The organism is Christiangramia aestuarii (assembly GCF_009735585.1).
Lineage (GTDB): Bacteria > Bacteroidota > Bacteroidia > Flavobacteriales > Flavobacteriaceae > Christiangramia > Christiangramia aestuarii.
Genome location: NZ_VJVW01000002.1, coordinates 417221 through 443452 on the forward strand (window position 1 = coordinate 417221; position 26232 = coordinate 443452).

Here is a 26232-nt window from a genome sequence, read left to right on the forward strand (position 1 = left end):
ATATGGCTACAGAAAAAGAAAAGATGCTTGCTCAAAAGCCATATATAGCTTCAGACCCTGAACTGGCTGCCGAACGTATCCTTGCCCAGAAAACCTGTTTCCAAATAAATTCAACTTCTCCAGAACTAACTGAAGAAAGGAACCAACTGCTTAGCTCCCTTTTTGGCTCTACCAAAAACACTTTTTATATAGAACCTCCTTTTCACTGTGATTACGGTTATAATATTTCCATAGGAGAAAACTTTTACGCCAATTATAATTGTGTTATCCTCGATTGTGCCGAAGTGATAATTGGCGATAATGTGATGCTGGCCCCAAACGTGAGCATCTTCACAGCGGGACACCCCATAGATGCCGAAAAACGCAATCAAGGCTGGGAATATGCCATCCCTGTAAGTATTGGGAATAATGTATGGATAGGGGGAAATACGGTCATTAACCCGGGGATCAGTATTGGGGACAATACGATAATCGGCTCCGGCAGTGTGCTTACTAAAGATATTCCCGCCGGGGTGATCGCCGCAGGAAATCCATGTAAAGTGATCAGGCAGGTCTCCGATGAGGACAAGCTATACTATTTTAAGCAACGAAAATTTTAAAAATGATGTACCGAGGTAAGTATTCTCTCCTTCAAACTAAAATTTAATAAAGCAAAAATGTCCCGGACACCGGGACATTTTTGTTTCAAATAGTTTAGAAAATAGTTCTATAATACACTTGCAGTTGCAGACTTACCCACATTTTCTGTTTTGGCCTTTGAACCTAGATCGATACTCAGTGAAAATTTCAGAAGGTTATCCTGCTTAAAACTAACATCTGTCTTTACCGGTGCCTGGTATCCAAAATCGAACACAAACCTGTCATACGCAAAACCTGCACCGAGGGTTACATGATTCCGATAACCTTTTTCCTTGCTCTGAGTTATATAACCTGTACGGAATTTCAGATTTTCATTAAAACTAAATTCAGTACCCAAAGAAAAAATCACCTCTTTTAATTCTTCTGAAAATCCATCAGGGGCATCCCCAAAACTGGAGAACCAACCTCCAACTACAGTGTTATCGGGCAGGTTTCTCTGGTCGTCGGTGGCAGGCACTAAGAATTTCAAGGCCTCGGCATAAAATGAAAGAACATCGTTAGAACCGCTAGCTATGTGATAACCTCCTCCTAATTTTAAGGAAGTTGGCAATGGATAGGAATATCCTTCTTCTTCGGCATATTGCAGTTTCGAACCCAGGTTCTTTAGGTTAAATCCAAGAGTCCATATGTTCTCTCTAGCTGAAATTGGAGCTGAAACATAATACCCTGAAATATCCGCGCTTACAGCATTTGCCGTTTTAAATTGAATATTGGAACTACCTAAATTATCAGCCAGATTTGACCGGATATAACGCCCCGTAATGGCCATTCCGAACTTTTCATTTAGCATTAAGCTATAAGAAAGATCAAGGGCCATTTCGGTAGGTTTATAACTTCCCTGGTTTATAATAGTATTCCCCATTTCTTCCTCTACTTCCATTTCTCCAAAGCTGAAATAAGTAAGAGAACCGCTTAAAGCTGACCTTTCGTTCAATTTTTGGTGATAGGCGGCATTTGCATGAAATACATCATTTGCATATCCTATAAATTGAGGGATATAGGACAACCCAATTCCCCTAGATTCCATTCCTGAAAAAAGAAATTTAGCGGGATTATGAAACTGGGCAAAATCATCCGGTAAGCTTGCTACCCCGGTTTCACCCATACCACCAGCTCTTGCGTCTGGAACTACCTGCAGGAAGGGAGCCCCTGTAATCACGGGGCGTACCAATTCCTGGCTCTTTGCTGAATTCACTGCTAATACACTTAACAGTGCTATTATTATATATTTAATTTTCATAATTCTCATTAATTAAAATGCAACTAATTTTTTGAGGTACACATTGGCATCAGTATCTACAATTCTAACCAATAAAGTCCCTTTAAATGGTGCAACATCGATCTCCATTTTATTCTTCTTGTTTCCTTCAAAGCTTTTGAATTTGTTAGTTTCAGTTTCTATTACTTCTACACTTGCAATTCTTGATCTAAAAGGAAGAATAACATTGGCCTTAGAATCCCGCTTTAAAAGCGTAGGGACTACATGTGCATCTTTAGTATCTACGGCATCAATTTCTACAGTGACTTCCGCGGTAGCTGAAGAAGTATTCCCTGCCATATCGGTTGCACTTAAAGTCACCTCATAAATTCCCTGCCTTTCAAAATAGGTTTGATCCAAAGAAAGATTTACTTCGCTACAATTATCGGAAGTTCCATCGTCAATATCCTCTGTAGTGATGTATACATTATCTCGTGGATCCAGGTAAATGGTAATGTCACGAGTGATCACTTCCGGAGCGGTCACATCACGCACAATAACATTTTGCTGCTGGGTAGTAATATTTCCGTTTTCATCATCATAGGTCCAGGTAATGGTATATTCGCCCTGCTCCATATAATTGAGTGGATCCTGAGTAGTAGCTGATATGGTTCCCCTGCAATTATCGGTTGCTGTTGGAACAGGAATATCTGAAATCCCGCATTCTACCATAATATCTTCCAGTTCGGCCACATCTGCAACAGGAGCCGTCGTATCTTCAATAATGATTTCCTGCTGCTGGTAGGTCACATTTCCGTGATCATCTTCATACTTCCATGTAATGAAAGTAGAACCTTTCCTGGTCACCGGGAAATAAAGATCTGGAGTAGCACTAACTTCTACATCACAATTATCTGTGGCCAGCGGAGTGGGAACATCAGACCTTTCCACAGCACATTCTGCATAGATAGGATCTAGATTATCCATAACCGGAGCCGGGGCTATTTTGTCTTCCACATTAACAATCGCAGTCGCCGAAGATTCGTTTCCGTTCACGTCCTTAACAGTTAATAGTACAGTGTTTTCTCCAATATCTTCACAAGTGAAGTCAGTGAGATCAAGACTTAAACCTTCAATACCGCAGGCGTCTGCAGAACCATTATCTACATCCAGGGCGATAATAGAAGCCATTCCCATTTCATCTAATTCAATACTGATATTCTTGGTAATAACGATTGGGGCAATATTGTCTTCCACCGTAACCGTTGCGGTTGCTGAAGATACATTTCCGTTTACGTCAGTTACGCTTAGTGTAACCGTATTGGCTCCAACATTGGCACAAGTGAATTCAGTAACGTCCAGTTCCATGCTCTCAATACCACAAGCATCATTAGAACCATTATCGATATCTTCAACAGCAATCGAAGCCATTCCGTTTGCATCGAGTTCTACGGTGATATCCTGGGTTACTACTTCCGCAGCGATGTTATCTTCTACGGTAACCATTGCGGTTGCTGAAGATATATTTCCGTTTACGTCAGTAGCAGTCAGGGTAACTGTATTGGCTCCAACATTTTTACAGCTGAATTCATTAACGTCCAGTTCCAGACTTTCAATTTCACAGTTATCAGATGAGCTATTATCGATATCTTCAACACTGATCACTGCCATGCCGTTTACATCGAGTTCTACGGTGATATCTTGGGTAAGCACTTCCGCAGCGATGTTATCTTCTACGGTAACCGTTGCGGTTGCTGAAGATATATTTCCGTTTACGTCAGTAGCTGTAAGAGTAACCGTATTGGCTCCTACATTAGCACAATTGAATTCAGTAACGTCCAGTTCCATGCTCTCAATACCACAAGCATCATTAGAACCATTATCGATATCTTCAACAGCAATCGAAGCCATTCCGTTTGCATCAAGCTCTACGGTGATATCTTGGGTTAGTACTTCCGCAGCGATGTTATCTTCTACGGTAACCGTTGCGGTTGCTGAAGATACATTTCCGTTTACATCAGTAGCTGTAAGGGTAACCGTATTTGCTCCAACATTTACACAAGTGAATTCAGTAACGTCCAGTTCCAGACTTTCAATTTCACAGTTATCAGATGAGCCATTATCGATGTCTTCAACAGCAATTGAAACCATTCCGTTTACATCAAGCTCTATGGTGATATCCTGGGTAAGCACTTCCGCAGCGATGTTATCTTCTACGGTAACCGTTGCGGTTGCTGAAGATATATTTCCATTTACGTCAGTAGCTGTCAGGGTAACCGTATTGGCTCCAACATTTACACAAGTGAATTCAGTAACGTCCAGTTCCAGACTTTCAATTTCACAGTTATCAGATGAGCCATTATCGATATCTTCAACAGCAATCGAAGCCATTCCGTTTACATCAAGTTCTACGGTGATATCCTGGATGAGTACTTCCGCAGCGATATTATCTTCCACAGTAACCGTTGCGGTTGCTGTAGACTTGTTACCATTAACATCTGTAACAGTAAGGATTGTAGACACCGGACCTAGACTTCTACTTGATCCTGTCCAGACCTCGCTTTGGGAGAATTCCTGAAGATCTCCATTGAAGCCATTTGCTGTTTGATCATTAAGAACATTTCCAGCGGCCTCCTCCATATTATAGTAGGTGAGTAAGCCGGGAGTAACAGGATCTAAGGTTCTGGCATAGTTATTTAGGATCTCCTCATCTGTCCTGGCGATATTCCAAAGCCTAACCTCATCGATCTGACCAATATGGTGATCATGGAAACCGGCATAACCTATGGTTAATGGGTCATTGCTCGTAACGGGATTGGTCCCGGCGGTATTGCTTGCTACTACTTCTCCATTAATATAGAGTTTAGCAAGGTTTCCAGTCTTAACAGCAGCGAAATGATACCATTCGCCGATATTGATGGGTCTATTAAAGGCTAATTCAACCCCATCCCCGTATTGCTGGAATAACCAGGTTCCATTAGGTAGATACCATAATCCATAATTTCTAGGGCCTACCGGACCAGCAGGACCTGCCCCTTTACCTACCACTCGCACCCAGTCTCCTGTAAATTCATCAACCTTGAACCAGGCCTCTAAGGTCATATTTCCTTTTAGTTGTAATTCTGGTGAGTCTGGTATAGATACATAATCATTCCCATCAAAATTAAGTGCAGATAAATTTGGGGTAACACCTTTGTCTACAACATCTTCACAACTAAATATCGATTTATCCAGGCTTAATTGTAAGTCTTCAGTAGCGGTACAATTATCTGACGAGCCATTATTTACCATTTCTGGTGTAATACTAGCCGTACCGTTCTCATCCAATGCTACCGTGATATTTTTCGCAATAGCCTGTGGAGCCGTATTATCTTCTACAGTTACAGTTGCTGTAGCTTCAGAAGTATTCCCGCTTTTATCGGCCACGGTTAGGGTAACGGTATTTTCACCAATATCTGCACAAGAGAATTCGTTAACATCCAGGCTAAGATTCTCGATGCCACAGGCATCGCTGGAATTATTATCGACCATATCTGGAGTGATACTTGCAACTCCATTCTCATCAAGTTGAACAGTGATATCCTGTGTTTTTACTGTTGGAGCAATCTTATCCTCTAAAGTTACATAAGCGCTTACCGAGGATTCATTGCCATTGGCATCCTTTACGGTAAATAGGATCTCATTAGCACCAAGAACAGTGGTTGGTGAATCCTCCACCCAGGCTGTACTTGCATCAATATTTTTAAATACTCCGTCAGGACTATTCCCAGACAGATCTGAAACCACAGAATTGGAAGGTCCTTCCTCTAAAGTATAATTCATAACAAGCCCGGGCTCTGCCGAAACAATACTGGTGGTAAGGTTTGCTTCAATTTCAGCCTGGCTGCGTGCTACATCCCAAAGCCTAACATCTTCTATCTTCCCGTTATGTTTGAAGAATCCAGCACCAGAAGGCGCGGCTCCTATATAAAAGTCTTCCGTGGAACTCATTTTAAATTTTCCACTTGCCGGAGTACTTCCTATTAATGCACCGTCCTCGTAAAGTTTAATCGCAGCACCATCGTAAGTAAAGGCTAAATGATGCCATTCATTAACCGGCAGGATTCCCGCATTTATATTAAATACATTTCCGGCTTCATTCCGGAACCTCGCTTCTATGGTATTATTGGGAAGTTTCAATAAGTAAAGGTCGGCATCGGCATCATTCCTGAATCCCATAATTCCCTTATAGTTACCAAAAACTTCAGAATTCACCCAGCCTTCAAGTGTAAAAGAGCTTTTCCCGGCAATCATGCCTGAAGCATCTGCTGCAAGAATATAATCGTTTGAATCACCCAATTGGATGGAATACTTAGAGGGGTAAACACTAACATCTGCGCATGAAAAAGCACTTTGACTAAGGCTCATTTCATTCACACCACAATTATCTGAAGAACCATTATCGATCATATCTGGAGTGATACTAGCAACTCCGTTCTCATCCAGTTCCAGGCTGATATTCTTAGCAATGGCGGTTGGAGCCATCTTGTCCTCTACGGTCACAGTCGCCGTGGCTTCTGAACTATTCCCGTTCTTATCGGTTACTTTTAAGGAAACAATATTTTCTCCAATATTCTCGCAGGTAAAGTTCTGGTAAGACCCATATTTCACCGCTACGTATAAACGCTTCCTAGTTCCTCCACACGGATCACCGAATACTGAGTTATTAGAAGGAATGCTAAAGGAATTCTTTCCTAAAGCATAGCTTTCTACAATAGACTTTGAATTGGAAGCATGACAAGTCCCAATGCTATAAGATCCGTTGGATCCGGTAGGCGTTCCATAACTTGCAAATTCTACCGATTCCACAACTTGCCCGGCCGGCAAGGCAATGCTTAGCATTTGCCCCTCAATAATCTCGGCATAAGCAGTTCCAGAAGAAAATTCAACCAGATCAATTCCACAGTTGTCAGTGGAATTATTATTGATTTGATCTGGAGTAATTTCGGCCTGACCGTTTTCATCTAAACTTACAGTGACATTCTGAGTTACTACGGCAGGTGCTGTGCTATCTTCTATGGTTACGGTTGCAGTGCATGAGTCGGTAAGACCTGCACTATCGGTCACAGTAAGTGTAATTGAATTGTCACCAATATTACTACAGTTAAATGCATTTTCACTAAGGCTGAGAGTAATATCTCCTTCAGCATCACTGGAGCCATTATCTACATCTGCTGGATTAATAGAAACCGTGCCATCTTGGCCAAGCTGAGCTGTAAAGTTTTTACAAATTGCTACAGGAGCCTCATTAATCGTTCCTATTAACTGAGTTTCGGCTATTTGTATACTATTATCTGCTCCACATTGATTAGTAAATATTATCCTATAATATTTATACGGAATAGTATTAGAGAAAGAAAAGGTTCTCTTGGAAAATCTCGATGAAACACAAGGAATACTTCCAGAGGTAACTGAATTAAAACTGCTACCATCGTTAGATCCCAGTAATTCATAATTCCGGGGATCTCGATTTGGGGAATCATTAGCGGTCGTAATTTCTATACTAGTTGCTAAATAAGCAGATCCACCCATATAAACGGTAAACCCCATACCATCTGAAAAATTAAAATCCAGAAACTTCGTACTGATATTACCATCAATTATTTTGCTAACATCCTCCCCACCCGGCGAACTTACGCTACCAAAGGCGGAAATATTCATCCCAGGAGAAAAAATAGGTTCCTGCCCCCTTGCTTTGCCAAAAGCAAAACCTAGAAAAATAAAAATTAGAAATTTCAAAAAGTAATTTTGTTTCATTTAAAAAGATTTGGTTAGTAAAAGATTCATGGTATCAAGAATATGGGGAAGAATTAGATTACAAATCCAAACTAATTCACAGTCGAATGAACTTACAGAAGCCATAGCTTCAAAAATTCACATAGATTTAAACTAATTACCTCAAAATTCTTAATTTTTTATTAAAACGACTCAAATATAGATATTAAAAGAGGATGTAAATCACTATAAATTAGGGGATTTAACCCCTTTTAATTATGAATAAAAACGCAATAGACTCTTTAACAATTATTTAGGATATTTTTTTTGCGAAATGGCAAATTAATTTTTCGACGAAGGGTATTAATTGCCGATAAAATACACTGTCTAGTGTATTATCCTGAAGATCAATTGAAGTATAAATTTGATCTGCCTGTAGAGAAAAGAGCAAATTGATCTTTAAATGATAGCTAAGTTATAAACCTAAGCGTAGAAGATTTTTTAGGAAACTGGAGAGAAATAATCTTCGTTGCTTCATAATTGACTTAGCTAGTCATTTATATAGGATCGGAGGTTCAGATAAGACAAAAAAAAATCCGGAAAACTGAAGTTTTCCGGATCTTTATATTTATTTTTAAGCAATTCTACTTAGAATTCTTTGGTCACCTTATCTACCACTTCTATCGTTCTATCCAGATCTTCATAAGATAGTGCATCACTCAGGAACCAGGTTTCGAAAGCACTCGGCGCAATGTAAATTCCGTTCTCCAGCATTCCGTGGAAAAACTTGTTGAACACCCCAAGATTAGCAGATTTAGCCGCAGAATCGAAATCGGTCACCGGTTCTTTTCCGAAATGAACAGAGATCATGGAACCAAACCGGTTGATGGTGAAGTCAACGTTATTCTGGGTTAGCACCTTGTCCATTCCTTTATGCAGATATTCGGTCTTTTTCTCGATACTTTCAAAGATCTCCCTTTTGCTATCCAGTTCGGTAAGCATGGCCAGGCCTGCCGCCATGGCTAGTGGATTCCCGCTTAGGGTTCCTGCCTGGTATACCGGGCCAACCGGTGCCAGGTAATCCATGATCTCATTACGCGCGGCAAAGGCTCCCACAGGCAATCCACCGCCGATCACTTTTCCGAAACAAACAATATCTGCATTCACTCCAGTTCTTTCCTGCACTCCTCCCGGAGCAAGTCTGAAACCGGTCATTACCTCATCAAAAACCAGAAGAATTCCGGTCTCATCACAGATCTTTCTTAATCCTTCCAGGAAACCCTCTGCAGGTGGAATGCATCCCATATTTCCCGCTACAGGCTCCAGGATAATACAGGCGATCTCGTCTTTATTTGCTTCTACAAGATCCTTTACATTTTCAAGATCGTTGAATTTGGCCAGCAAAGTATCTTTCGCGGTTCCCTGGGTTACTCCCGGGCTATTTGGAGTTCCAAAAGTTACTGCTCCACTACCCGCTTGTATAAGGAAAGAGTCACTATGCCCGTGATAACAACCGGCAAATTTGATGATCTTTTCCTTTCCGGTAAATCCGCGAGCCAGACGAACTGCACTCATACAGGCTTCGGTCCCGGAATTCACCATTCTTATCTTATCGATATTGGGAACCATTTTTACCGCAAGCTCGGCGATCTTTGTTTCGATCTCGGTAGGCGTTCCAAATGAGGTTCCTTTTCTGGCCTTCTCGATCACCGCATCGATAACCGGTTTATGAGCATGCCCTAAAATTAGCGGGCCCCACGAATTGATATAGTCTATTAATTTATTTCCGTCTTCATCATACAGATAGGCACCTTCGGCCTTTTCTACGAAGATGGGTTCCCCACCCACTGCTTTAAAAGCCCGTACCGGGGAATTCACTCCACCCGGGATCACTTTTTGTGCGTCTGCAAACAATTCGCTACTTCTCTTATAAATCATAAATCTCTTTTTCACTTTTTTTGTTTCCTGCTCCTAACTTTCTAAGGTTTCAGGATCTTAATATTTCCGGATTCTGAAATAAATTCAGAACATGATCATTTTACACTTAAAATCTGGCCTATGGAAATAGTATTACCATTTAACCCATTCATTCTTTTAATTTCTTCCACCGAAGTATTATACTTTTTTGAAATAGAATAAAGGGTATCGCCCTTTTGCACCAGGTGGGTTTCTGAACTATTGTCCGGTCTGGCAGTATAAACCGGTGCCGCCTTCCCGCTGATCTCTGAATCGTATTTATACAACTCGTACCTTTCAATCAGGTCTATTAGTTTATCTGGATACCTACGATCTGTAGCGTAACCTGCTTTTCTCAGACCTTTCGCCCAGCCTTTATAATCATCTGCATCTAATTCAAAAAGCTCTGCATATCTTCCTCTTCCGCTAAGGAACAGCGAGTGATCACGATAGGAATATTTTGCATGCTTGTATTTCCGGAAGCACTCTCCCCGCCTATCATCATCATGATAAACCCGTTCTCCTTCCCAGTCATGACACTTAATCCCAAAGTGGTTATTCGCCCTCCTGGTGAGGTCACCATTGCCAGCTCCCGATTCTAGGATACCCTGTGCCAGGGTGATACTGGCAGGAATCTTATACAACCTCATCTCCTCCTGGGCGATGGGAGCATAATCCCTAATATAATCTTCTATCCGGTAATGGTAAGAATTGCGGGGCATCTCTTCCTTCACGTCGTCTACAACCTCTGCCGGAGTTTCACGGTTCTCCTCACCCCTGTTATACACCGAAGAATCCTCTTTTTTCCTGGTCACTACCTTTTTCTTACTACCACAAGAGGCAGCGAAAACAATGACTAAAAGAAGGCTACAAAGACGAACGATTTTCATATTAATTTACAATTTGGGGCAGGTCCTTTTTCTTTAAATTCCGGTTCATTCCATTTATTCCCTGCAAGCCACCGGTATGAATTGCCAGAATTTTAGAATTCGCGGGATAAAATCCCTGTTTTACGAGTTCAAAAATACCAAAAACTAATTTTCCAGTATAAACGGGATCCAGAATGATTTTATGTTTTTTGCTAAAATCGTTCATAAAATTGATAAGCGCGGCATTCACTTTCGCGTAACCTCCAAAATGATGGTCCACAAGCAACTCCCAATTAGAACTCTTCACCATTTTTGAAATTTCATTCCGCAGGTAATCTGCCTTTAAGGCGCTAAAGCCAAGAACCTTTTGGTTTACCTGTGAAGAATTGATCAAACCGGCGAGGGTACCTCCTGTGCCTACCGAAGCACAGATAAAATCAAATTTCTTATCCTCCCTGCTCAGGATCTCCTCGCAGCCTTGAATGGCCAACTGGTTGGTCCCACCCTCTGGGATAATGTAGGTATCGGGATACTTCAGGTTTAGACGCTCCATGAAAGCTGCCGTATCTTTCTCCCTGTAATCTTCCCGGCTAAGGAATTCAAATTTCATTCCGCAATCACGGGCATACTTTAAAGTAGGGCTCCACTTATCTTCTGCGCCTTCTAGTTCCTCACCCCTTATGATCCCGGTCATTCCCAGGTCAAGGATCTTACCGGCTGCTGCAGTGGCCGCAATATGATTAGAATGTGCCCCTCCAAAAGTGAGGATCTTTGATTTCCCTTCCTCGCTGGCACGGAGCAGATTGTACTTTAACTTCCGAAATTTATTGCCGGATACTTCCGGGTGCAGCAGGTCTTCCCTTTTTATCCAAAGTTCGATTCCACCAGGGAATTCTTTGATGAACTCGTTGGGAAGGTTAGTGGAAATATTCGAATCAAAAAGATGCTGCATGATTGCAAAACTAATCGATATCAATTAGAATAAGTAATGAAATTATCGTCAAGCTGAACTGGCTTCAGCTTCTCAAAAATGGGAAGATCATCATATTAGATCCTTAAGCTTCGGGCAGGATGACTGAAATATTAGAAATATTTTCCTAAAGAAACTTTCGGAAAGCCCAGAAAGACCGTCTCTTCAAATAACTAAGATCGTTCTCCCGGCGATAGGCTTCTCTTTCAAAACTGATATTCCGGTAGGCCAGCATTCCGTCGCGGCAGTCCAGATAACGTACGAAAAACTCGATAAGGTACCAGAGGTAGAAAAAAACGATGAGCAATTCCAGCTGTTGTCTTAAATGTATCTTTTCATGATTCAGAAAGAACTTATCCTGCTTGAGCTGTTCATTTTCCAGCACCACGAAAGGCCAGAGACTTATACCCTTGAACCTGCCATATAACAGCCATTTGTTGACGATCAAAATCATGTTTTCAAGATAAGAAATTGTATTTTAGCCCCATGAATTTTCAGAAAAAAAGAATTCCGTTAGAAGATGGGGATTATTACCTGACTCCTGAAGGTTACCGCTGTTTTACTGAACAATATCACCTGAAAAGAGGTTATTGCTGCGAAAGCGGCTGCAGGCACTGCCCCTACGGTTATAACAAAAAAACGAACTCCCAAGAACGATAGAGAATGAATTTTAAGGATTTGATACTTCAAGGAATCCCGGATGAACTTCCACCTGCGAAAGCTTACGACGAATCTTTGAACCATGCTCCCAGGCGAAAGGAGATCCTGGATGCAGAGGAAAAGAAACTTGCCTTAGAGAATGCCCTGAGGTATTTTGATAAAAAGCACCATAAGACCCTGATTCCAGAATTTAGAGAAGAGCTGGAAAAATATGGCCGTATCTATATGTACAGGTTCAAGCCAGACTACGATTTCTATGCCCGCCCTATCGAGGAATATCCTGGAAAAAGCGTCCAGGCAAAAGGTATCATGCTCATGATTCAGAACAACCTGGACCCTGAAGTTGCACAGCATCCTGAAGAACTTATCACCTATGGCGGGAACGGAGCCGTATTTCAGAACTGGGCCCAGTATCTGCTTACCATGCAGTACCTCGCCAATATGGACGATAACCAGACCCTGGTAATGTACTCTGGCCACCCTATGGGACTTTTCCCATCACATCCCAATGCTCCTAGAGTGGTAGTGACCAACGGGATGATGATCCCTAACTATTCCAAACCCGATGACTGGGAGAAATTCAATGCCCTTGGAGTGACCCAGTACGGGCAGATGACCGCGGGCAGCTATATGTATATTGGTCCGCAGGGAATTGTACACGGAACTACTATCACCGTTCTGAATGCCGGTAGAAAGATCAGCAAGGCCGGGGAAGACCTGGCCGGGAAATTATTCGTAACCTCCGGGCTTGGCGGAATGAGTGGGGCACAACCTAAGGCAGGGAATATAGCAGGCTGTATCACGGTTTGTGCCGAGGTGAACCCAAAGGCTACCCAAACCAGGCATAAACAGGGTTGGGTAGATGAAGTAATTGAAAATATCGAAGAACTGGCAGAAAGGGTGAAGCAAGCCAAAACCAATAAGGAAGTGGTTTCTATCGCATACCAGGGCAATGTCGTGGAAGTCTGGGAATATTTTGCTGAACAGGATATTTATATAGACCTGGGAAGTGACCAGACCTCGCTGCATAACCCATGGGCCGGTGGTTATTACCCGGTAGCGCTGAGTTTTGAAGAGGCTAATGAAATGATGGCTTCAAATCCCGACGAATTCAGGGAAAAGGTACAGGAAAGCTTAAGGCGTCAGGCCGCTGCCATTAATATACATACCGAAAGAGGTACTTACTTCTTCGATTACGGAAATGCCTTCCTACTGGAAGCCTCCCGGGCCGGAGCAGATATTATGAGTGAAAACGGGAAAGGCTTCAAATACCCTAGTTATGTACAGGATATCATGGGGCCCATGTGCTTCGATTATGGCTTTGGTCCCTTCAGATGGGTATGTGCCTCTGGCAAGGAGGAAGACCTTCAGAAGACCGATGAGATCGCTACCCAGGTCCTTAATGAATTAAGAAAAAATTCCCCTGCTGAAATCCAGCAACAAATGCAGGATAATATTCAGTGGATAAAGGGAGCCCGGGAAAATAAACTTGTTGTGGGCTCCAAAGCAAGGATACTTTATGCCGATGCCGAAGGAAGGATAGCCATTGCCAAGGAATTTAACGATGCGATTGGTCGCGGAGAGATAGGGCCGGTAGTTCTGGGTCGTGATCACCACGATGTTTCCGGAACCGATTCACCCTACCGTGAAACTTCCAATATCTACGATGGTTCCCGGTTTACGGCAGATATGGCTATACAAAATGTGATTGGAGATAGTTTCCGCGGAGCTACCTGGGTGAGCATACATAACGGTGGCGGAGTAGGCTGGGGAGAGGTGATTAACGGTGGCTTCGGCATGATTCTTGAAGGTGATAAAGCATCAGAAGACCGTTTAAAATCTATGTTATTCTGGGATGTTAACAACGGAATTGCCCGTAGATCCTGGGCCAGGAATGAGGAAGCGATCTTCGCTGCTAAACGTGCCATGGACATGAATCCGCAGCTGAAAGTGACCATTCCTAATCTCGTAGACCCGAGTCTTTTGGATTAAAAATTTATATAAATTTAAAATCTAACCTATGAAATTTCTAAAAATTACCCCCGTTTTACTGCTATTCGCAGTAGTTTTGACTTCCTGTAGCAGTGTAAGGGTCGCTTCAGATTACGACCGGGAGGCCGATTTTAGCAGCTACGGCACCTATGCCTTCTTTAAACCCGGCATAGACAAAGCAGAAATTTCAGACCTGGACAAGAAAAGGATCTTGCGAGCTATCGAAGCTGAAATGCAGAAAAAGGGATTCACCAAGTCTGAAGATCCCGACCTGCTGGTAAGTATTTTTACCAAAACAAATGAGAACATAAATATCTACAATAATGCTTTCCCTTACTGGGGTTACGGCTGGGGATGGAACCCATGGTACTGGGGTACCGGATTCAATACCGTTAGCAGCACCAGTGAAGGTACTTTATACATAGACCTTATAGATTCTGCAGACAAGGAACTCGTTTGGCAGGGAATGGGCACAGCCGCCCTGGCCAGTGAAGTAAATAAAAAGCAGGAACGCATCAACGAGATCGTGGCCAAGATCATGGAAAAATATCCTCCAGGCATGGAGAAATAAGTAAAAAATTTAAGCCCCTTCTAAAGGGGCTTTTTTATGCCAGGTCGTTAAGCAGAAGCTTTCCCTTTCTCTATCAAATTTTGTACTTTTAACGCAAACGTTTTAGTTAAACCTCATCATGTTAGATAATATACAATCCAACGAAATACTGGAAAGGCTTCCGGCCCATCTGCAGCAATATATCAAGCCTCAGAATTACGACGAATACACCCCTATTAACCAGGCTGTATGGCGGTATGTAATGAGGAAGAATGTGGATTACCTGAGCAAGGTTGCTCACGAATCCTACCTGGAAGGCTTGAAGAAAACCGGAATTTCAATAGACAGCATTCCGAATATGTATGGCATGAACCGAATCCTTGAGGAAATAGGGTGGGCTGCTGTGGCCGTAGACGGTTTTATCCCGCCGGCGGCATTTATGGAATTCCAGGCCTATAACGTACTGGTAATAGCCAGTGACATCAGGCAGCTGGAACATATTGAATATACCCCTGCCCCGGATATTATCCACGAAGGTGCGGGACATGCCCCTATAATCGCGAATCCGGAATATGCCGAATACCTCCGCCGTTTTGGTGAAATCGGCTGTAAGGCCATTTCTAGTTCTCACGATTACGAGGTATACGAAGCGATTCGGGAACTTTCCATTCTTAAGGAGGCTGAAGATACTCCCCAGGAAAAGATCAAAGAAGTAGAAAAGCGGGTAGATGAGCTTCAGAATGCCGAGGTCAAGCCAAGTGAAATGGCCCAGATAAGGAATCTACACTGGTGGACTGTAGAATACGGACTTATAGGCAGCCTCGAAGAACCCAAGATCTATGGCGCAGGCCTTCTTTCTTCTATTGGAGAAAGTAAATCTTGCATGACAGATGCGGTTAAAAAATATCCTTATACCATTGAAGCCGCCAAAAAAGAGTTCGATATCACCAAGCCTCAACCCCAACTTTTTGTAACTCCAGATTTTGCTCATTTGAGCCTGGTCCTGGAGGAATTCGCCAATAAGATGGCCCTGCGCCGTGGAGGCCTGGAAGGCATACAAAAACTAATAGACTCAAGGAATCTTGGTACCGTGGAATTTAGTACCGGGATACAGGTTTCAGGAAATTTCTCCCGGGTGATAGAACATGAAGGCAAGCCTGTCTATATACAAACAAAGGGGGAAACCGCCCTAAGCAACCGTGAGAAAGAACTGGTAGGACACGGAGTTTCTACCCATCCCGAGGGTTTTGGCTCGCCAATAGGCAGTCTGAAAGGTATCAACCTGGCCATTGAAGACATGAGTCCCAGGGACCTGAGGGCTTATGATATTTATGAAGGCGAAAAGGTTAGCCTGGAATTTGAAGGAGGAGTTAAAGTAGAAGGTGAGATCATTACCGGAACGAGAAACCTTCAGGGTAAGGTGATCCTCATCAGCTTCAGCGATTGTACGGTTACTTATAATGATGAAGTGCTGTTCAAACCAGAATGGGGCCGCTATGATATGGCCGTTGGTAAAGAGATCATCTCTGCCTTTGCAGGACCGGCAGATCATGAATCTTTCGATCTTATTACCCATACCCCATCTACTACCACTATAAAAAGCAAGAAAACCCTGGAGCGGGAGGAACTGGAATCACTGTATGAGTCGGTGAGGAATATCAGGAACGGTGAGAATACCAAATTCTCACTGAATGCCGCTTTCGATATCGTTAGAAAGCACCATCCAAAAGACTGGCTGCTATCTGTTGAGATCTACGAGCTCGCAGTAGAGAACGATCCAAAACTTGCTTCAGAAGTAAAAGCATGGCTTGAGGAAATTAAAAAGCAAAGGCCAGAAGTTTCGCACCTGATAGATGACGGAATAGAAATGACCGAAACGAAGATGGTGACTCCTTAAAGTTTAAGGTTTTCCAGGCTTTCTGAACTATTGATGGGCTGGTTCTGGTATTCCAGGGTCCAGCCCATTGTACTTGTAAGTATATAGATCTTCTGGAGTTCGCTTACCAGTCTGTTCTTCGCATTTGTTTTCAAAGTAGAGCTTTCGATCTTTTTCCGTAGCCCCTGCTCTATTCTCGACTTTATCTTGTTATAGTCTTCTGCCTCGAACTGGTTAAGATAATCCTGGGAAACATCGTAATACTTGATATTGGGATTGATGCTGATCTCTTCTTCCGGAATATTCTTTATGATAACCCTTTTTTTTTCTTCATCAATCTCCACGTCCAGCTTGCTCAGGTCATAGGCCACGCTTACTTCGGCATTCACCACGATAAGAGCCTTTTTTCGAGCCGAAAGAACATCAAAATAGAAGCTTTTGGAATTCTTATAGGTATAGACCTGGGAAAATGTACCCTCGGTTACTACGAGTTTCCCTACGTTCCTTATTTGCTCCTGTATTAAAGCTGTATTTTCCTGAAGTCTTTCCTTCTCATCATTCTCCTGTTCCCAGTACATGAACCCAAGGATCACCACCGAAAGCATTAGAATTGCCAGCAGAATATTTTTCATATGATCTTATTAGAAAATGGAAAGTAGGAAAAATTGCGAAGAGAGATATTAAACAAGATGCCAATCATAGTTAAAATATCCTTACAAAAATTAAGGGACGGCCCCACCCGTCCCTTAATATGTTCTAAAATCTACCCCAACAAATTTTAGAAAACAAACTCTCATTAAGTGACTGGTTTTAGAAGAAAAATTCTTCAGATCCATACATACTTAAATCAAGCCTGCATTGTAAAAATACGAATATTTTAATATAAACTATAAATATTTGGTTTCCATTACATTAAAAATTTAGGAATACTAATAATGATAAGGTCTAAGAAAAGGTTATTTCAGGGTATTTTTTTTGAATTTCCTCGATTTTCCCTTTTAATTTTGTAAGAAATTTCCTATGTGTATCAGAATTTTCTGCGCGCGGAGAGTGCGAAAGAGCCTTCTGGATTTTATCGATTTCAGCATTCATAGAGATCGATCTGTCTGACAACCAGCTTCCTGAAAATAATTCCCAGATATAATTTATGGCAATTTCATTTGGATGAAGCATATCTTCAGCATAAAATCTATAGTCCCTAAGCTCATCCATCATAATTTCGTAGGAAGGAAAGTAAGAAGAGGAAGGATTTTCACTTAAAAACTGCTGCAGGGCAGAGATCAACTGCGCCTTGCTATGCTGATTTTCTATAAAACCATCCTTTAAATGCCTCACTGGCGAAACCGTGAAAATGATTTTTGCCTTTTTATTGAGTTGAGAAACCGAATGACCTATTACCTCCAGGTCGTTCACGATCTCTGCTACTGAAGATAGTTCCTTGGAGAAGTTCTTCTGCGGGATCTTATGGCAATTCGCCGCTACCTTATCAGAGCCATTATAAACATATCCCCAGGCCGTCCCCAGGCTAATGATCACGTGCGAAGCACCGGCAATGAATTCCCGGCTTTTATCTAAAGCCTGGTTCAAAGCATCCAGACATTGTTCTTTGGTTTCGCGGCGCATACCTGAATGAGCCTCCAGCGACTGCCAGCCTTCGTTGAATTCCAGCACATCTTTCTCCTGAAAATATTCCTTATTGGAGATCCTTTGAAAGAACTGCCGCATTGGCGAGGGATGAAATATAATTCCGGTAGGGTTCTGAAGGTTTCGGAATTTGAACCAATCCAGTTTTCTGCCAATATTTTCGACAAAACAGGAGCCTATAAGGAATACTCCCGAAGCGTGTTCAATTTTCGGGCTGCCGTCTTCGATGGGAACTTTGGTTCTGAAATCCATAGCCTTAAATTAAAAAATCCCGGCCAGAAACCGGGATTTTTTAAACTATTTTATAAAGCTTTCTGCTTTTTGAAGGGCTTCATTCAATCCGTCCGGGTTTTTACCCCCGGCAGTCGCGAAGAATGGCTGGCCACCGCCGCCACCCTGGATGTATTTACCCAGCTCTCTTACAATGGTACCGGCATTAAGATCCTTTTCCCTGACCAGTTCCTTAGAAATATAGCAGGAAAGCAGCGCCTTTCCGTTCTGCTCGGTACCAAATAAAAGAAAAAGATCTTCCATCTCTTCACCTAACTGGAAGGCCAGATCTTTAATACCTCCAGCGTCCAGATCTACTTTTTTAGCGAGGAAGTTCACCCCGTTAAGGCTTTTTACCTCCTGTTTGATCTCAGATTTCAGGTTCTTGGCTTTATCCCTTAGAAGACTCTCAACCTGCTTTTTCAGGCTCGCATTCTCTTCCTGCAGGTTATTGATGGCTTTTACCGGGTCGTTCGCATTCTTCAATCCACTTTTGATCTCTTCAAGGATATCCGTCTGTTTTTCAAAATATTTCATGGCTGCTTCTCCCGTAATCGCCTCGATCCTTCTTATTCCTGAAGCTACCGCAGATTCACCAGTGATCTTAAAATACCAGATATCTGAAGTATTTTGCACGTGGGTTCCTCCACATAGTTCCATGGATTCCCCAAACCTGATCGCTCTTACCGAATCTCCATATTTTTCCCCGAACAGGGCAATAGCCCCCTGATCCAAGGCTTCCTGGTAACTTATATTTCTTTTTTCGTCCAGCTGTATCTGCTCGCGAATACGTGCATTCACAAAATCCTCAACCTTCTCCAGCTCTTCAGAAGTGACTTTACTGAAATGAGAAAAATCGAATCTCAGGTAGCCGCTTTGTACCATCGAGCCTTTTTGCTCCACATGTTTTCCCAGAATGCTTCTTAGTGCCTGGTGCAACAAATGGGTCGCGGTATGGTTAGACGCCGTGTTATACCTGTCGGTCTTATTTACAATCGCCTTAAAATCAGCTTCGGTATTCTTCGGCAGTTTTTTAGTAAAATGAACGATCAGGTTATTCTCTTTTTTGGTATCGACCACTTCCACGGTCTCACCTTCAGAAGACATAATGATTCCCTTGTCACCAACCTGACCTCCGCCTTCTGGATAGAAAGGAGTTCTATCAAGTACGACCTGGTACATCTCTCCTTTCTTTTTGGATTCAACCTTGCGATATCTGGCGATTTTCACATCTGCCTCCAGCTGATCGTAACCAATAAAAGCTGCTTCTTCCACCGGGTTGAGCTCTACCCAATCTCCTGCGCTTACCTGGGTAGCGGCACGAGACCTGTCCTTTTGTTTTTTGAGTTCTGCTTCGAAACCTTTCTCGTCAAGGGAGAAACCATTTTCTCTCAGGATCAATGCAGTAAGATCTATAGGGAAACCAAAGGTATCATAAAGCTCAAAGGCCTTTTCTCCTGAAATGGTTTTATCCTTTGCTTCCTTCATCAGGTTCTCAAGTAATATAAGCCCCTGGTCTAAAGTCCTCAGGAAAGAAATCTCTTCTTCTCGAATCACGTTCTCCATCAGGCTTTTCTGGGACTTAAGCTCAGGAAAAGATGCGCCCATCTGTTCGGTAAGAACAGGAACAAGTTTGTAGATAAAAGCCTCTTTAGTATTCAGGAAGGTGAAACCATACCTGATGGCCCTCCTTAATATTCTTCTTATTACATATCCCGCTCCGGTATTGCTCGGCAACTGGCCATCTGCTATAGAAAATGCCACGGCACGAACATGGTCTGCGATCACTCGCATGGCAATATTTGTTTCTTCAGACTTCCCGTACTTTATTCCGGTGATCTTTTCGATCTCATTCAATAAAGGAGTGAAGACATCTGTATCGTAGTTGGATTTCTTATCCTGAAGCACCATACAAAGACGCTCAAAGCCCATCCCGGTATCTATATGTTTAGCTGGAAGTTCTTCAAGCTCTCCATTCGCCTTACGGTTATACTGCATAAAAACCAGGTTCCAGATCTCCACTACCTGCGGGTGGTCCATATTCACCAGCTCACGTCCAGGCACTTTCGCTTTCTCCTCTTCAGATCTTATATCTATATGGATCTCTGAACAGGGACCGCATGGCCCCTGGTCTCCCATTTCCCAGAAATTATCCTTTTTATTACCGTAAATGATCCTTTCTTCAGGAACTATCTTCTTCCATAGCTCCAAAGCTTCCGTATCAAGCCCCAGCTTATCGTTATCCTCGCTTCCTTCAAAAACCGATACATACAGGTTCTCAGGATTTATCCCGTAAACTTCGGTAAGTAGTTCCCAGGCCCAGTTGATCGCTTCCTCTTTAAAATAGTCCCCAAAACTCCAGTTACCCAGCATTTCGAACATGGTATGGTGATAGGTATCGTGCCCTACTTCTTCCAGGTCGTTATGCTTTCCGCTTACGCGAAGACATTTCTGGGTATCGGTCACCCGGTTGCTTTTAGGCACCGAATTACCAAGGAAAAATTCCTTGAACTGGTTCATCCCGGCATTGGTGAACATCAGCGTTGGATCATCTTTTATGACCATGGGAGCCGATGGCACAATGCTATGTGACTTGGATTTAAAAAACTCTAGAAACTGTTTGCGGATATCCTGTGACTTCATTCAGTTATTTTCTTGCAAAATTCATTAAATTATGAAGACGGCAAAACAATTCATATATTTGTTCGTTTACCGTATCAAACTGCGCGGTAAACAAGCCGTTTCGAGACGCAAAAATAGCATAAATTTAACTCATGTCGAAGGTTAAATATTATTACGATAGCGAGACCCTTTCTTACCAGAAAATCGAGCATAAAAAAGGAAGGCGCCTGGGCATTATTCTGCTCAGTATCACCGGTTCATTTCTGGCCGGTTTTATCCTGCTTATTATTTACCTTAATATTCCGCAAATTGAAACTCCCAAGGAAAAAGCCCTTAAGAGGGAACTTCAGAATATGAAGCTCCAATATGGCTTACTGAACAGGAAAATGGACCAGATCCAGGAGGTGATGGCCAATATCGAGGACCGGGACAACAACATATACAGGCTTTACTTTGAGGCGAACCCTATCCCCGAAGAACAGCGAACCGCCGGTTTTGGGGGGATCAACAGGTACAAGGACCTGGAAGGTTTCGACAATAGTAAGCTTATCAAGGAAACCACCAAAAGAATGGATGTGCTAACCAAACGCCTGGTGGTACAATCTAAATCCCTGGACGAGGTCGCGAAACTGGCCAAGGAAAAAGGAGAATTGCTTTCAGCCATTCCAGCCATTCAGCCGGTGAACAACGAAGATCTGAGCAGGATAGCCTCGGGTTATGGCTGGAGAACCGACCCCTTTACCAAGGTGCGAAAGTTCCATTACGGGATGGATTTTACCGCCCCCAGAGGAACCCCGGTTTATGCCACCGGAGATGGAAAAGTGGTGCGAGCAGACAGTCGCTCTACCGGCTACGGGAACCATATCAGGATAGACCATGGATATGGCTATACCAGCCTTTATGCCCATCTTTACAAATATAATGTTCGCAGGGGGCAGCGGGTAAAAAGAGGAGACGTGATAGGTTTTGTAGGCAGTACCGGAAGAAGTGAAGCTCCGCATCTGCATTACGAGATCTTCAAGGATGAAAAAAGGATCAATCCTATTAACTTCTACTACGGAAACCTTTCTCCGGAAGAGTTTGGAGAAATACTTGAAAAAGCCCAACGTGAAAATCAATCGCTTGATTAATGCACATAGACCTTCCTGAAAAACGCTACTATGGTATTGGCGAAGTCGCCGAAGCCTTTAAAGTGAACACCTCGCTCATCAGGTTCTGGGAGAAGGAATTTGATGTGATAAAACCGAAGAAAAACGCCAAGGGCAATCGAAAGTTCACTCCTGAAGACATCAAGAACCTGGAGCTGATCTTTCACCTGGTAAAGGAGCGAGGCTTTACCCTGGAAGGTGCAAAAACTCATCTGAAAGAAGAAAAGAACAAAACCCTGAGCAATTTTGAGATCATCAGAAAACTCGAAAGTGTAAAGGCAGAATTAATCAACCTTAAAAATAATTTGTAACATGAAAAAGTGGCTCATCCCATTAATAATAATCGTAATAGGCCTGGTAGTGATCTGGAGATTTACTGCAGGATTCAACAACACGGCCGTAGCCAAGGAAGAAAATGCCAAGCTGGCCTGGTCTAATGTTGAAAGTTCTTACCAGCGAAGAAACGACCTTATCGGCAACCTGGTAAAGACCGTTGAAGGAGCCGCCGATTTTGAGCGTGGTACTCTTAAAGAGGTCATAGAGGCCCGGGCAAAGGCTACCTCTGTGAACGTAGATGCAGACAACCTGAGCGCAGCCCAGATACAGCAGTTCCAGGAAGCCCAGCAGGGAGTAACCTCTGCCTTATCCAGATTATTGGTGACCGTAGAAAGGTATCCCGACCTGAAAGCCAACCAGAACTTTCTTCAGTTGCAATCTCAGCTGGAAGGCACCGAAAACAGGATCAATGTAGCCCGCGACCGATACAACGAAGCGGTAACAGATTACAATACTTACATCAGGGTATTCCCGAACAACCTGTTCGCCGGTCTTTTCGGTTTTGAAAGAATGGAGAGGTTCCAGGCAGATGCAGGCGCAGAAAACGCACCAGAAGTAGAATTCGACTTTTAAGATTATGAACAAGCATACCGAAGCTTTTCTAAGCAAACGTGAAGAAGAGGAAGTAGTTGAAGCCATCAGGCAGGCAGAAAGGACCACCAGCGGTGAGATTCGTGTGCACCTGGAACCAAGTACCGGCGAGCATGATATTTTCGACCGGGCCATGGAAGTCTTCCACGCCCTGAAAATGGATAACACCAAGGATGCCAATGGTGTCCTTATCTATGTGGCCGTAGAGGACCATAATTTCGTGATCTATGGAGACAAGGGAATTAATGATGTGGTTGCTGACGATTTCTGGGAAAGCACTAAGGACCTTATAGTAAAGCACTTCAAGAAAGGTGATTTTAAGACCGGACTTGTAGAAGGAATACTGAAAGCGGGAGAACAGCTTCAAAAACATTTCCCCTGGGACGAGAACAATACCAACGAATTATCAGATCAAATCTCTAAAGCCTAAGCATATCAAACGATTTATACTTTTACTGATACTACTAACGGGATTCACCGTATTTGCACAACGTGATATCCCACCAAAACCATCAGAACAAACAAGTGTATACGACGAAGCAGATATGCTGGCGGCTCCAGATGAGAACAGGCTGGAGCGAAAACTTATCAATTATGCCGACACTACCTCTACCCAGATCGTAGTGGTCACCATTCCTTCTCTGGAGGGCGAATACGAAGGCACCTATGCCGCGCACTGGGCCCACGAATGGGGAATAGGCCAAAGCGATAAGGACAACGGCTTACTGGTACTTGTGGCTCAGAAGGAACGAAAGATCTGGATCACTACCGGGTATGGACTGGAGGAATATCTTACCGACGCCAAAACCAAGGAGATCATAGAACTGATCATTCTTCCAGAGTTTAGGAACGGGGATATCTACGCAGGCCTGAACAAAGGCACCACAGCCATATTCCAGGTTCTCAACGGTACTTTTAAGGGTGCTCCGGGCAGGAAACAGGCTAACGGAGAAGGAATCCCACTTAGGGCGATCGTTATCTTCTTTATTTTCGTGATGATCCTTATCTCTATGTTCAATAAAAGAGGCGGCGGGCGAAACGGTGGACGAAGAACCGGAAGAAGTGTTCTTTGGGATGCCATTATCCTGAGCTCACTTGGACGAGGCAGCTTTGGAGACGGCGGAAGTTCGGGCGGCGGTTTCGGTGGCGGCGGAGGCTTTGGAGGAGGCTTCGGCGGCGGAGGCTTCGGCGGTGGTGGTGCCGGCGGAAGCTGGTAGACCGAAATTTCTCCATTTTAAATAGTACAACCATGAACGATCAGTTTTTCACTGACGAGGAATTCAATAACATAAATTTTAGCGAGGGAAATTTTAAAACCGCAGATTATGAGAACTGCGTTTTCCTGAATTGCAACTTTTCCGGAGCGAACCTGAGCGACTCTAAATTCATTGAATGTGAATTTGAAGAATGCGACCTGAGCAACTGCGGACTTTCCAAAACAGCCTTGCAGAACTGTAATTTTAGCAGGAGTAAATTAATAGGGTTGAATTTTGACCATTGCGAAAGCTTTGCCTTCTCGATATCTGCCGAGGAATCCGTTTTTGATCACTCCGTTTTTTACAATGTGAACCTGGCTAAAACAAGATTGGTGAACTGCAAATTGAGAAATACAGACCTTAGCGGCTGTGATCTAAATACATCAAATCTTACTGGCTGTGATTTTAAGGATGCTATTTTTGAAAACACCAACCTGGAAAAGCCCATTTAAAGGAGGCTGTAAACTATCTGATAGACCCCGAAATCAACACTATTACAGAAGCCCATTTTTCGCTTCCGGAAATAACCGGACTGCTTAATAAATACCGGCTGAAAATAGATTAAAACCTTCCTACAAAAACAAAAAACGCCATCGTATCGATGGCGTTTTTTATAGTGTATATATAGAGCCTGTTTAAGAAACAGCCTTTAATTTACTCATGGTAGACTTGTTCAGTTTATCATCTGCATACTCGCGGGTCACGGTAAACTCACCTTCTTCGCTTTCTGGCAATTCGAACATCGCATCGGTAAGTATAGCTTCACAAAGGGAACGCAAACCACGTGCCCCAAGTTTATATTCGACTGCTTTATCTACGATATAATCAAGAGCCTCGTCGGTAATATCGAATTGGATATCATCCATTTCGAACAGCTTCTTGTATTGCTTGATAATCGCATTCTTAGGCTCGGTAAGGATCGCCCTCAGGGTTTTCCTGTCCAGAGGGTTCATAAACGTAAGCGCAGGCAAACGTCCAATGATTTCCGGAATCAATCCGAATTCCTTAAGGTCTTTCGGGATGATATACTTTAAAAGATTGGTTCGCTCGATGGAATCCTCGCTTTTAGAAGCGCTAAAGCCAACCGCCTGCATGTTCAATCGCTTACTGATGATTCTTTCGATACCATCAAAAGCACCACCGGCAATGAACAGGATATTTTCGGTATTCACCTCGATGAATTTCTGATCTGGGTGCTTACGACCACCTTTTGGCGGTACGTTGACAGTGGTTCCTTCCAACAGTTTCAAAAGTGCCTGCTGAACTCCCTCTCCAGATACATCCCGGGTAATCGAAGGATTATCGCTCTTACGAGCGATCTTATCTATCTCATCAATAAAAACGATCCCTCTCTGCGCCTTTTCAGTATTATAATCGGCTGCCTGAAGCAATCTGGTCAGTATACCTTCCACATCTTCACCAACATAACCAGCTTCGGTCAACACAGTTGCATCAACGATAGCCAGCGGCACATTGAGCATTTTCGCGATCGTTCTGGCCATAAGGGTTTTTCCGGTTCCGGTCTCCCCTACCATTACGATATTACTTTTCTGTATCTCTACATCATCATCGCTTTCTGGCTGCAACAATCTCTTATAGTGATTATATACAGCCACAGACATTACCTTCTTCGTCTCCTCCTGCCCGATAATATATTCATCTAAAAAGGATTTGATCGATTTTGGTTTGCTAAGCATTAGATCTGAAGAAAGCTCCCTGGCTTCTCCCTGCTTCGATTCCTCCACTACGATCCCATGTGCCTGCTCAATGCAACGGTCACAGATATGAGCATCTAAACCGGCAATAAGCAAATTGGTTTCAGGCTTTTTCCTGCCACAAAAGGAACATTCTAAATCTTCTTTCGCCATTCTTTAAATTTTCGGTAATTACTATAGGTTAGG

At 43.0% G+C, this 26232-nt stretch carries 21 protein-coding genes; 11 read left to right on the forward strand and 10 right to left on the reverse strand.

What is annotated here, in order from left to right; all coding sequences use genetic code 11:
- Positions 1-2: 2 nt before the first annotated feature.
- A complete protein-coding gene (locus tag FLP08_RS05880) occupies positions 3-599 on the forward strand; it encodes a sugar O-acetyltransferase (protein ID WP_156274976.1) in 597 nt (198 codons plus the stop codon).
- A gap of 107 nt (positions 600-706) precedes the next feature.
- On the opposite strand, the gene porV is transcribed toward FLP08_RS05880, so the two are convergent.
- From porV to FLP08_RS05910, 6 genes are all read right to left on the reverse strand, one after another.
- A complete protein-coding gene (gene porV / locus FLP08_RS05885; RefSeq protein ID WP_156274978.1) occupies positions 707-1888 on the reverse strand; it encodes a type IX secretion system outer membrane channel protein PorV in 1182 nt (393 codons plus the stop codon).
- A 3-nt stretch (positions 1889-1891) separates the two neighbouring features.
- Positions 1892-7633, reverse strand: coding sequence for a LamG-like jellyroll fold domain-containing protein (locus FLP08_RS05890; protein WP_156274980.1), 5742 nt, complete (start codon positions 7631-7633; stop codon positions 1892-1894).
- Between the two features lie 606 nt (positions 7634-8239).
- Complete coding sequence (hemL, locus tag FLP08_RS05895; RefSeq protein ID WP_156274981.1) at positions 8240-9529, reverse strand: glutamate-1-semialdehyde 2,1-aminomutase; 1290 nt, start codon at positions 9527-9529, stop codon at positions 8240-8242.
- A gap of 95 nt (positions 9530-9624) precedes the next feature.
- Complete coding sequence (locus FLP08_RS05900; protein WP_156274983.1) at positions 9625-10437, reverse strand: glucosaminidase domain-containing protein; 813 nt, start codon at positions 10435-10437, stop codon at positions 9625-9627.
- Between the two features lies 1 nt (position 10438).
- Positions 10439-11368, reverse strand: coding sequence for a 1-aminocyclopropane-1-carboxylate deaminase/D-cysteine desulfhydrase (locus FLP08_RS05905; protein WP_156274985.1), 930 nt, complete (start codon positions 11366-11368; stop codon positions 10439-10441).
- 145 nt (positions 11369-11513) lie between these two features.
- Positions 11514-11840 carry a hypothetical protein gene (locus FLP08_RS05910; RefSeq protein WP_156274986.1) on the reverse strand — a complete coding sequence of 109 codons (327 nt, stop codon included), beginning with the start codon at positions 11838-11840 and terminating at the stop codon, positions 11514-11516.
- Between the two features lie 32 nt (positions 11841-11872).
- Here FLP08_RS05910 and FLP08_RS16330 point away from each other — a divergent pair, with 32 nt between their 5' ends.
- From FLP08_RS16330 to FLP08_RS05925, 4 genes are all read left to right on the forward strand, one after another.
- A complete protein-coding gene (locus tag FLP08_RS16330; RefSeq protein ID WP_162430948.1) occupies positions 11873-12046 on the forward strand; it encodes a C1orf53 family protein in 174 nt (57 codons plus the stop codon).
- Between the two features lie 3 nt (positions 12047-12049).
- Complete coding sequence (hutU, locus tag FLP08_RS05915; RefSeq protein WP_156274988.1) at positions 12050-14038, forward strand: urocanate hydratase; 1989 nt, start codon at positions 12050-12052, stop codon at positions 14036-14038.
- Positions 14039-14066: 28 nt separating this feature from the next.
- A complete protein-coding gene (locus tag FLP08_RS05920; RefSeq protein ID WP_156274990.1) occupies positions 14067-14609 on the forward strand; it encodes a DUF4136 domain-containing protein in 543 nt (180 codons plus the stop codon).
- A gap of 118 nt (positions 14610-14727) precedes the next feature.
- Complete coding sequence (locus FLP08_RS05925) at positions 14728-16485, forward strand: aromatic amino acid hydroxylase (protein ID WP_156274992.1); 1758 nt, start codon at positions 14728-14730, stop codon at positions 16483-16485.
- Here the strand turns inward: FLP08_RS05925 and FLP08_RS05930 are convergent.
- The 3 genes from FLP08_RS05930 to alaS form a co-directional block, all read right to left on the reverse strand.
- Positions 16482-17096 carry a DUF4230 domain-containing protein gene (locus tag FLP08_RS05930; RefSeq protein WP_156274994.1) on the reverse strand — a complete coding sequence of 205 codons (615 nt, stop codon included), beginning with the start codon at positions 17094-17096 and terminating at the stop codon, positions 16482-16484. The genes FLP08_RS05925 and FLP08_RS05930 overlap by 4 nt on opposite strands.
- A gap of 313 nt (positions 17097-17409) precedes the next feature.
- Positions 17410-18360 (reverse strand): GSCFA domain-containing protein, encoded by a 951-nt coding sequence (locus FLP08_RS05935; protein WP_156274996.1) that lies wholly within the window; start codon positions 18358-18360, stop codon positions 17410-17412.
- A 45-nt stretch (positions 18361-18405) separates the two neighbouring features.
- Positions 18406-21021: an alanine--tRNA ligase gene (gene alaS, locus FLP08_RS05940; RefSeq protein ID WP_156274998.1), complete on the reverse strand. Its 2616-nt coding sequence runs from the start codon at positions 21019-21021 to the stop codon at positions 18406-18408.
- Positions 21022-21152: 131 nt separating this feature from the next.
- On the opposite strand from alaS, the gene FLP08_RS05945 reads away from it, so the two are divergent.
- From FLP08_RS05945 to FLP08_RS05970, 6 genes are all read left to right on the forward strand, one after another.
- Positions 21153-22130 carry a M23 family metallopeptidase gene (locus FLP08_RS05945; RefSeq protein ID WP_156275000.1) on the forward strand — a complete coding sequence of 326 codons (978 nt, stop codon included), beginning with the start codon at positions 21153-21155 and terminating at the stop codon, positions 22128-22130.
- The gene (locus FLP08_RS05950; RefSeq protein ID WP_156275002.1) at positions 22130-22459 is read left to right on the forward strand and encodes a MerR family transcriptional regulator; all 330 of its coding nucleotides are present in this window, start codon (positions 22130-22132) and stop codon (positions 22457-22459) included. The genes FLP08_RS05945 and FLP08_RS05950 overlap by 1 nt, the downstream gene beginning before the upstream one ends.
- 1 nt (position 22460) lies before the next feature.
- Entirely contained in the window at positions 22461-23057 is a 597-nt protein-coding gene (locus tag FLP08_RS05955) for a LemA family protein (protein ID WP_156275004.1), read from the forward strand.
- A gap of 4 nt (positions 23058-23061) precedes the next feature.
- Complete coding sequence (locus FLP08_RS05960) at positions 23062-23505, forward strand: TPM domain-containing protein (protein ID WP_156275006.1); 444 nt, start codon at positions 23062-23064, stop codon at positions 23503-23505.
- 115 nt (positions 23506-23620) lie between these two features.
- Entirely contained in the window at positions 23621-24292 is a 672-nt protein-coding gene (locus FLP08_RS05965) for a TPM domain-containing protein (RefSeq protein WP_238388452.1), read from the forward strand.
- Between the two features lie 32 nt (positions 24293-24324).
- On the forward strand, positions 24325-24783 hold the full coding sequence (locus tag FLP08_RS05970) for a pentapeptide repeat-containing protein (protein ID WP_156275010.1): 459 nt from the start codon (positions 24325-24327) through the stop codon (positions 24781-24783).
- Positions 24784-24966: 183 nt separating this feature from the next.
- On the opposite strand, the gene clpX is transcribed toward FLP08_RS05970, so the two are convergent.
- Positions 24967-26199: an ATP-dependent Clp protease ATP-binding subunit ClpX gene (gene clpX / locus FLP08_RS05975; RefSeq protein WP_156275012.1), complete on the reverse strand. Its 1233-nt coding sequence runs from the start codon at positions 26197-26199 to the stop codon at positions 24967-24969.
- Positions 26200-26232 lie beyond the last annotated feature (33 nt).

Excerpts from the sequence above, each read along its gene's own strand:
- FLP08_RS05880 (WP_156274976.1), top strand. The coding sequence starts at position 3 with ATGGCTACAGAAAAAGAAAAGATGCTTGCTCAAAAGCCATATATAGCT.
- porV (WP_156274978.1), bottom strand. The coding sequence starts at position 1,888 with ATGAGAATTATGAAAATTAAATATATAATAATAGCACTGTTAAGTGTA.
- FLP08_RS05890 (WP_156274980.1), bottom strand. The coding sequence starts at position 7,633 with ATGAAACAAAATTACTTTTTGAAATTTCTAATTTTTATTTTTCTAGGT.
- hemL (WP_156274981.1), bottom strand. The coding sequence starts at position 9,529 with ATGATTTATAAGAGAAGTAGCGAATTGTTTGCAGACGCACAAAAAGTG.
- FLP08_RS05900 (WP_156274983.1), bottom strand. The coding sequence starts at position 10,437 with ATGAAAATCGTTCGTCTTTGTAGCCTTCTTTTAGTCATTGTTTTCGCT.
- FLP08_RS05905 (WP_156274985.1), bottom strand. The coding sequence starts at position 11,368 with ATGCAGCATCTTTTTGATTCGAATATTTCCACTAACCTTCCCAACGAG.
- FLP08_RS05910 (WP_156274986.1), bottom strand. The coding sequence starts at position 11,840 with ATGATTTTGATCGTCAACAAATGGCTGTTATATGGCAGGTTCAAGGGT.
- FLP08_RS16330 (WP_162430948.1), top strand. The coding sequence starts at position 11,873 with ATGAATTTTCAGAAAAAAAGAATTCCGTTAGAAGATGGGGATTATTAC.
- hutU (WP_156274988.1), top strand. The coding sequence starts at position 12,050 with ATGAATTTTAAGGATTTGATACTTCAAGGAATCCCGGATGAACTTCCA.
- FLP08_RS05920 (WP_156274990.1), top strand. The coding sequence starts at position 14,067 with ATGAAATTTCTAAAAATTACCCCCGTTTTACTGCTATTCGCAGTAGTT.
- FLP08_RS05925 (WP_156274992.1), top strand. The coding sequence starts at position 14,728 with ATGTTAGATAATATACAATCCAACGAAATACTGGAAAGGCTTCCGGCC.
- FLP08_RS05930 (WP_156274994.1), bottom strand. The coding sequence starts at position 17,096 with ATGAAAAATATTCTGCTGGCAATTCTAATGCTTTCGGTGGTGATCCTT.
- FLP08_RS05935 (WP_156274996.1), bottom strand. The coding sequence starts at position 18,360 with ATGGATTTCAGAACCAAAGTTCCCATCGAAGACGGCAGCCCGAAAATT.
- alaS (WP_156274998.1), bottom strand. The coding sequence starts at position 21,021 with ATGAAGTCACAGGATATCCGCAAACAGTTTCTAGAGTTTTTTAAATCC.
- FLP08_RS05945 (WP_156275000.1), top strand. The coding sequence starts at position 21,153 with ATGTCGAAGGTTAAATATTATTACGATAGCGAGACCCTTTCTTACCAG.
- FLP08_RS05950 (WP_156275002.1), top strand. The coding sequence starts at position 22,130 with ATGCACATAGACCTTCCTGAAAAACGCTACTATGGTATTGGCGAAGTC.
- FLP08_RS05955 (WP_156275004.1), top strand. The coding sequence starts at position 22,461 with ATGAAAAAGTGGCTCATCCCATTAATAATAATCGTAATAGGCCTGGTA.
- FLP08_RS05960 (WP_156275006.1), top strand. The coding sequence starts at position 23,062 with ATGAACAAGCATACCGAAGCTTTTCTAAGCAAACGTGAAGAAGAGGAA.
- FLP08_RS05965 (WP_238388452.1), top strand. The coding sequence starts at position 23,621 with ATGCTGGCGGCTCCAGATGAGAACAGGCTGGAGCGAAAACTTATCAAT.
- FLP08_RS05970 (WP_156275010.1), top strand. The coding sequence starts at position 24,325 with ATGAACGATCAGTTTTTCACTGACGAGGAATTCAATAACATAAATTTT.
- clpX (WP_156275012.1), bottom strand. The coding sequence starts at position 26,199 with ATGGCGAAAGAAGATTTAGAATGTTCCTTTTGTGGCAGGAAAAAGCCT.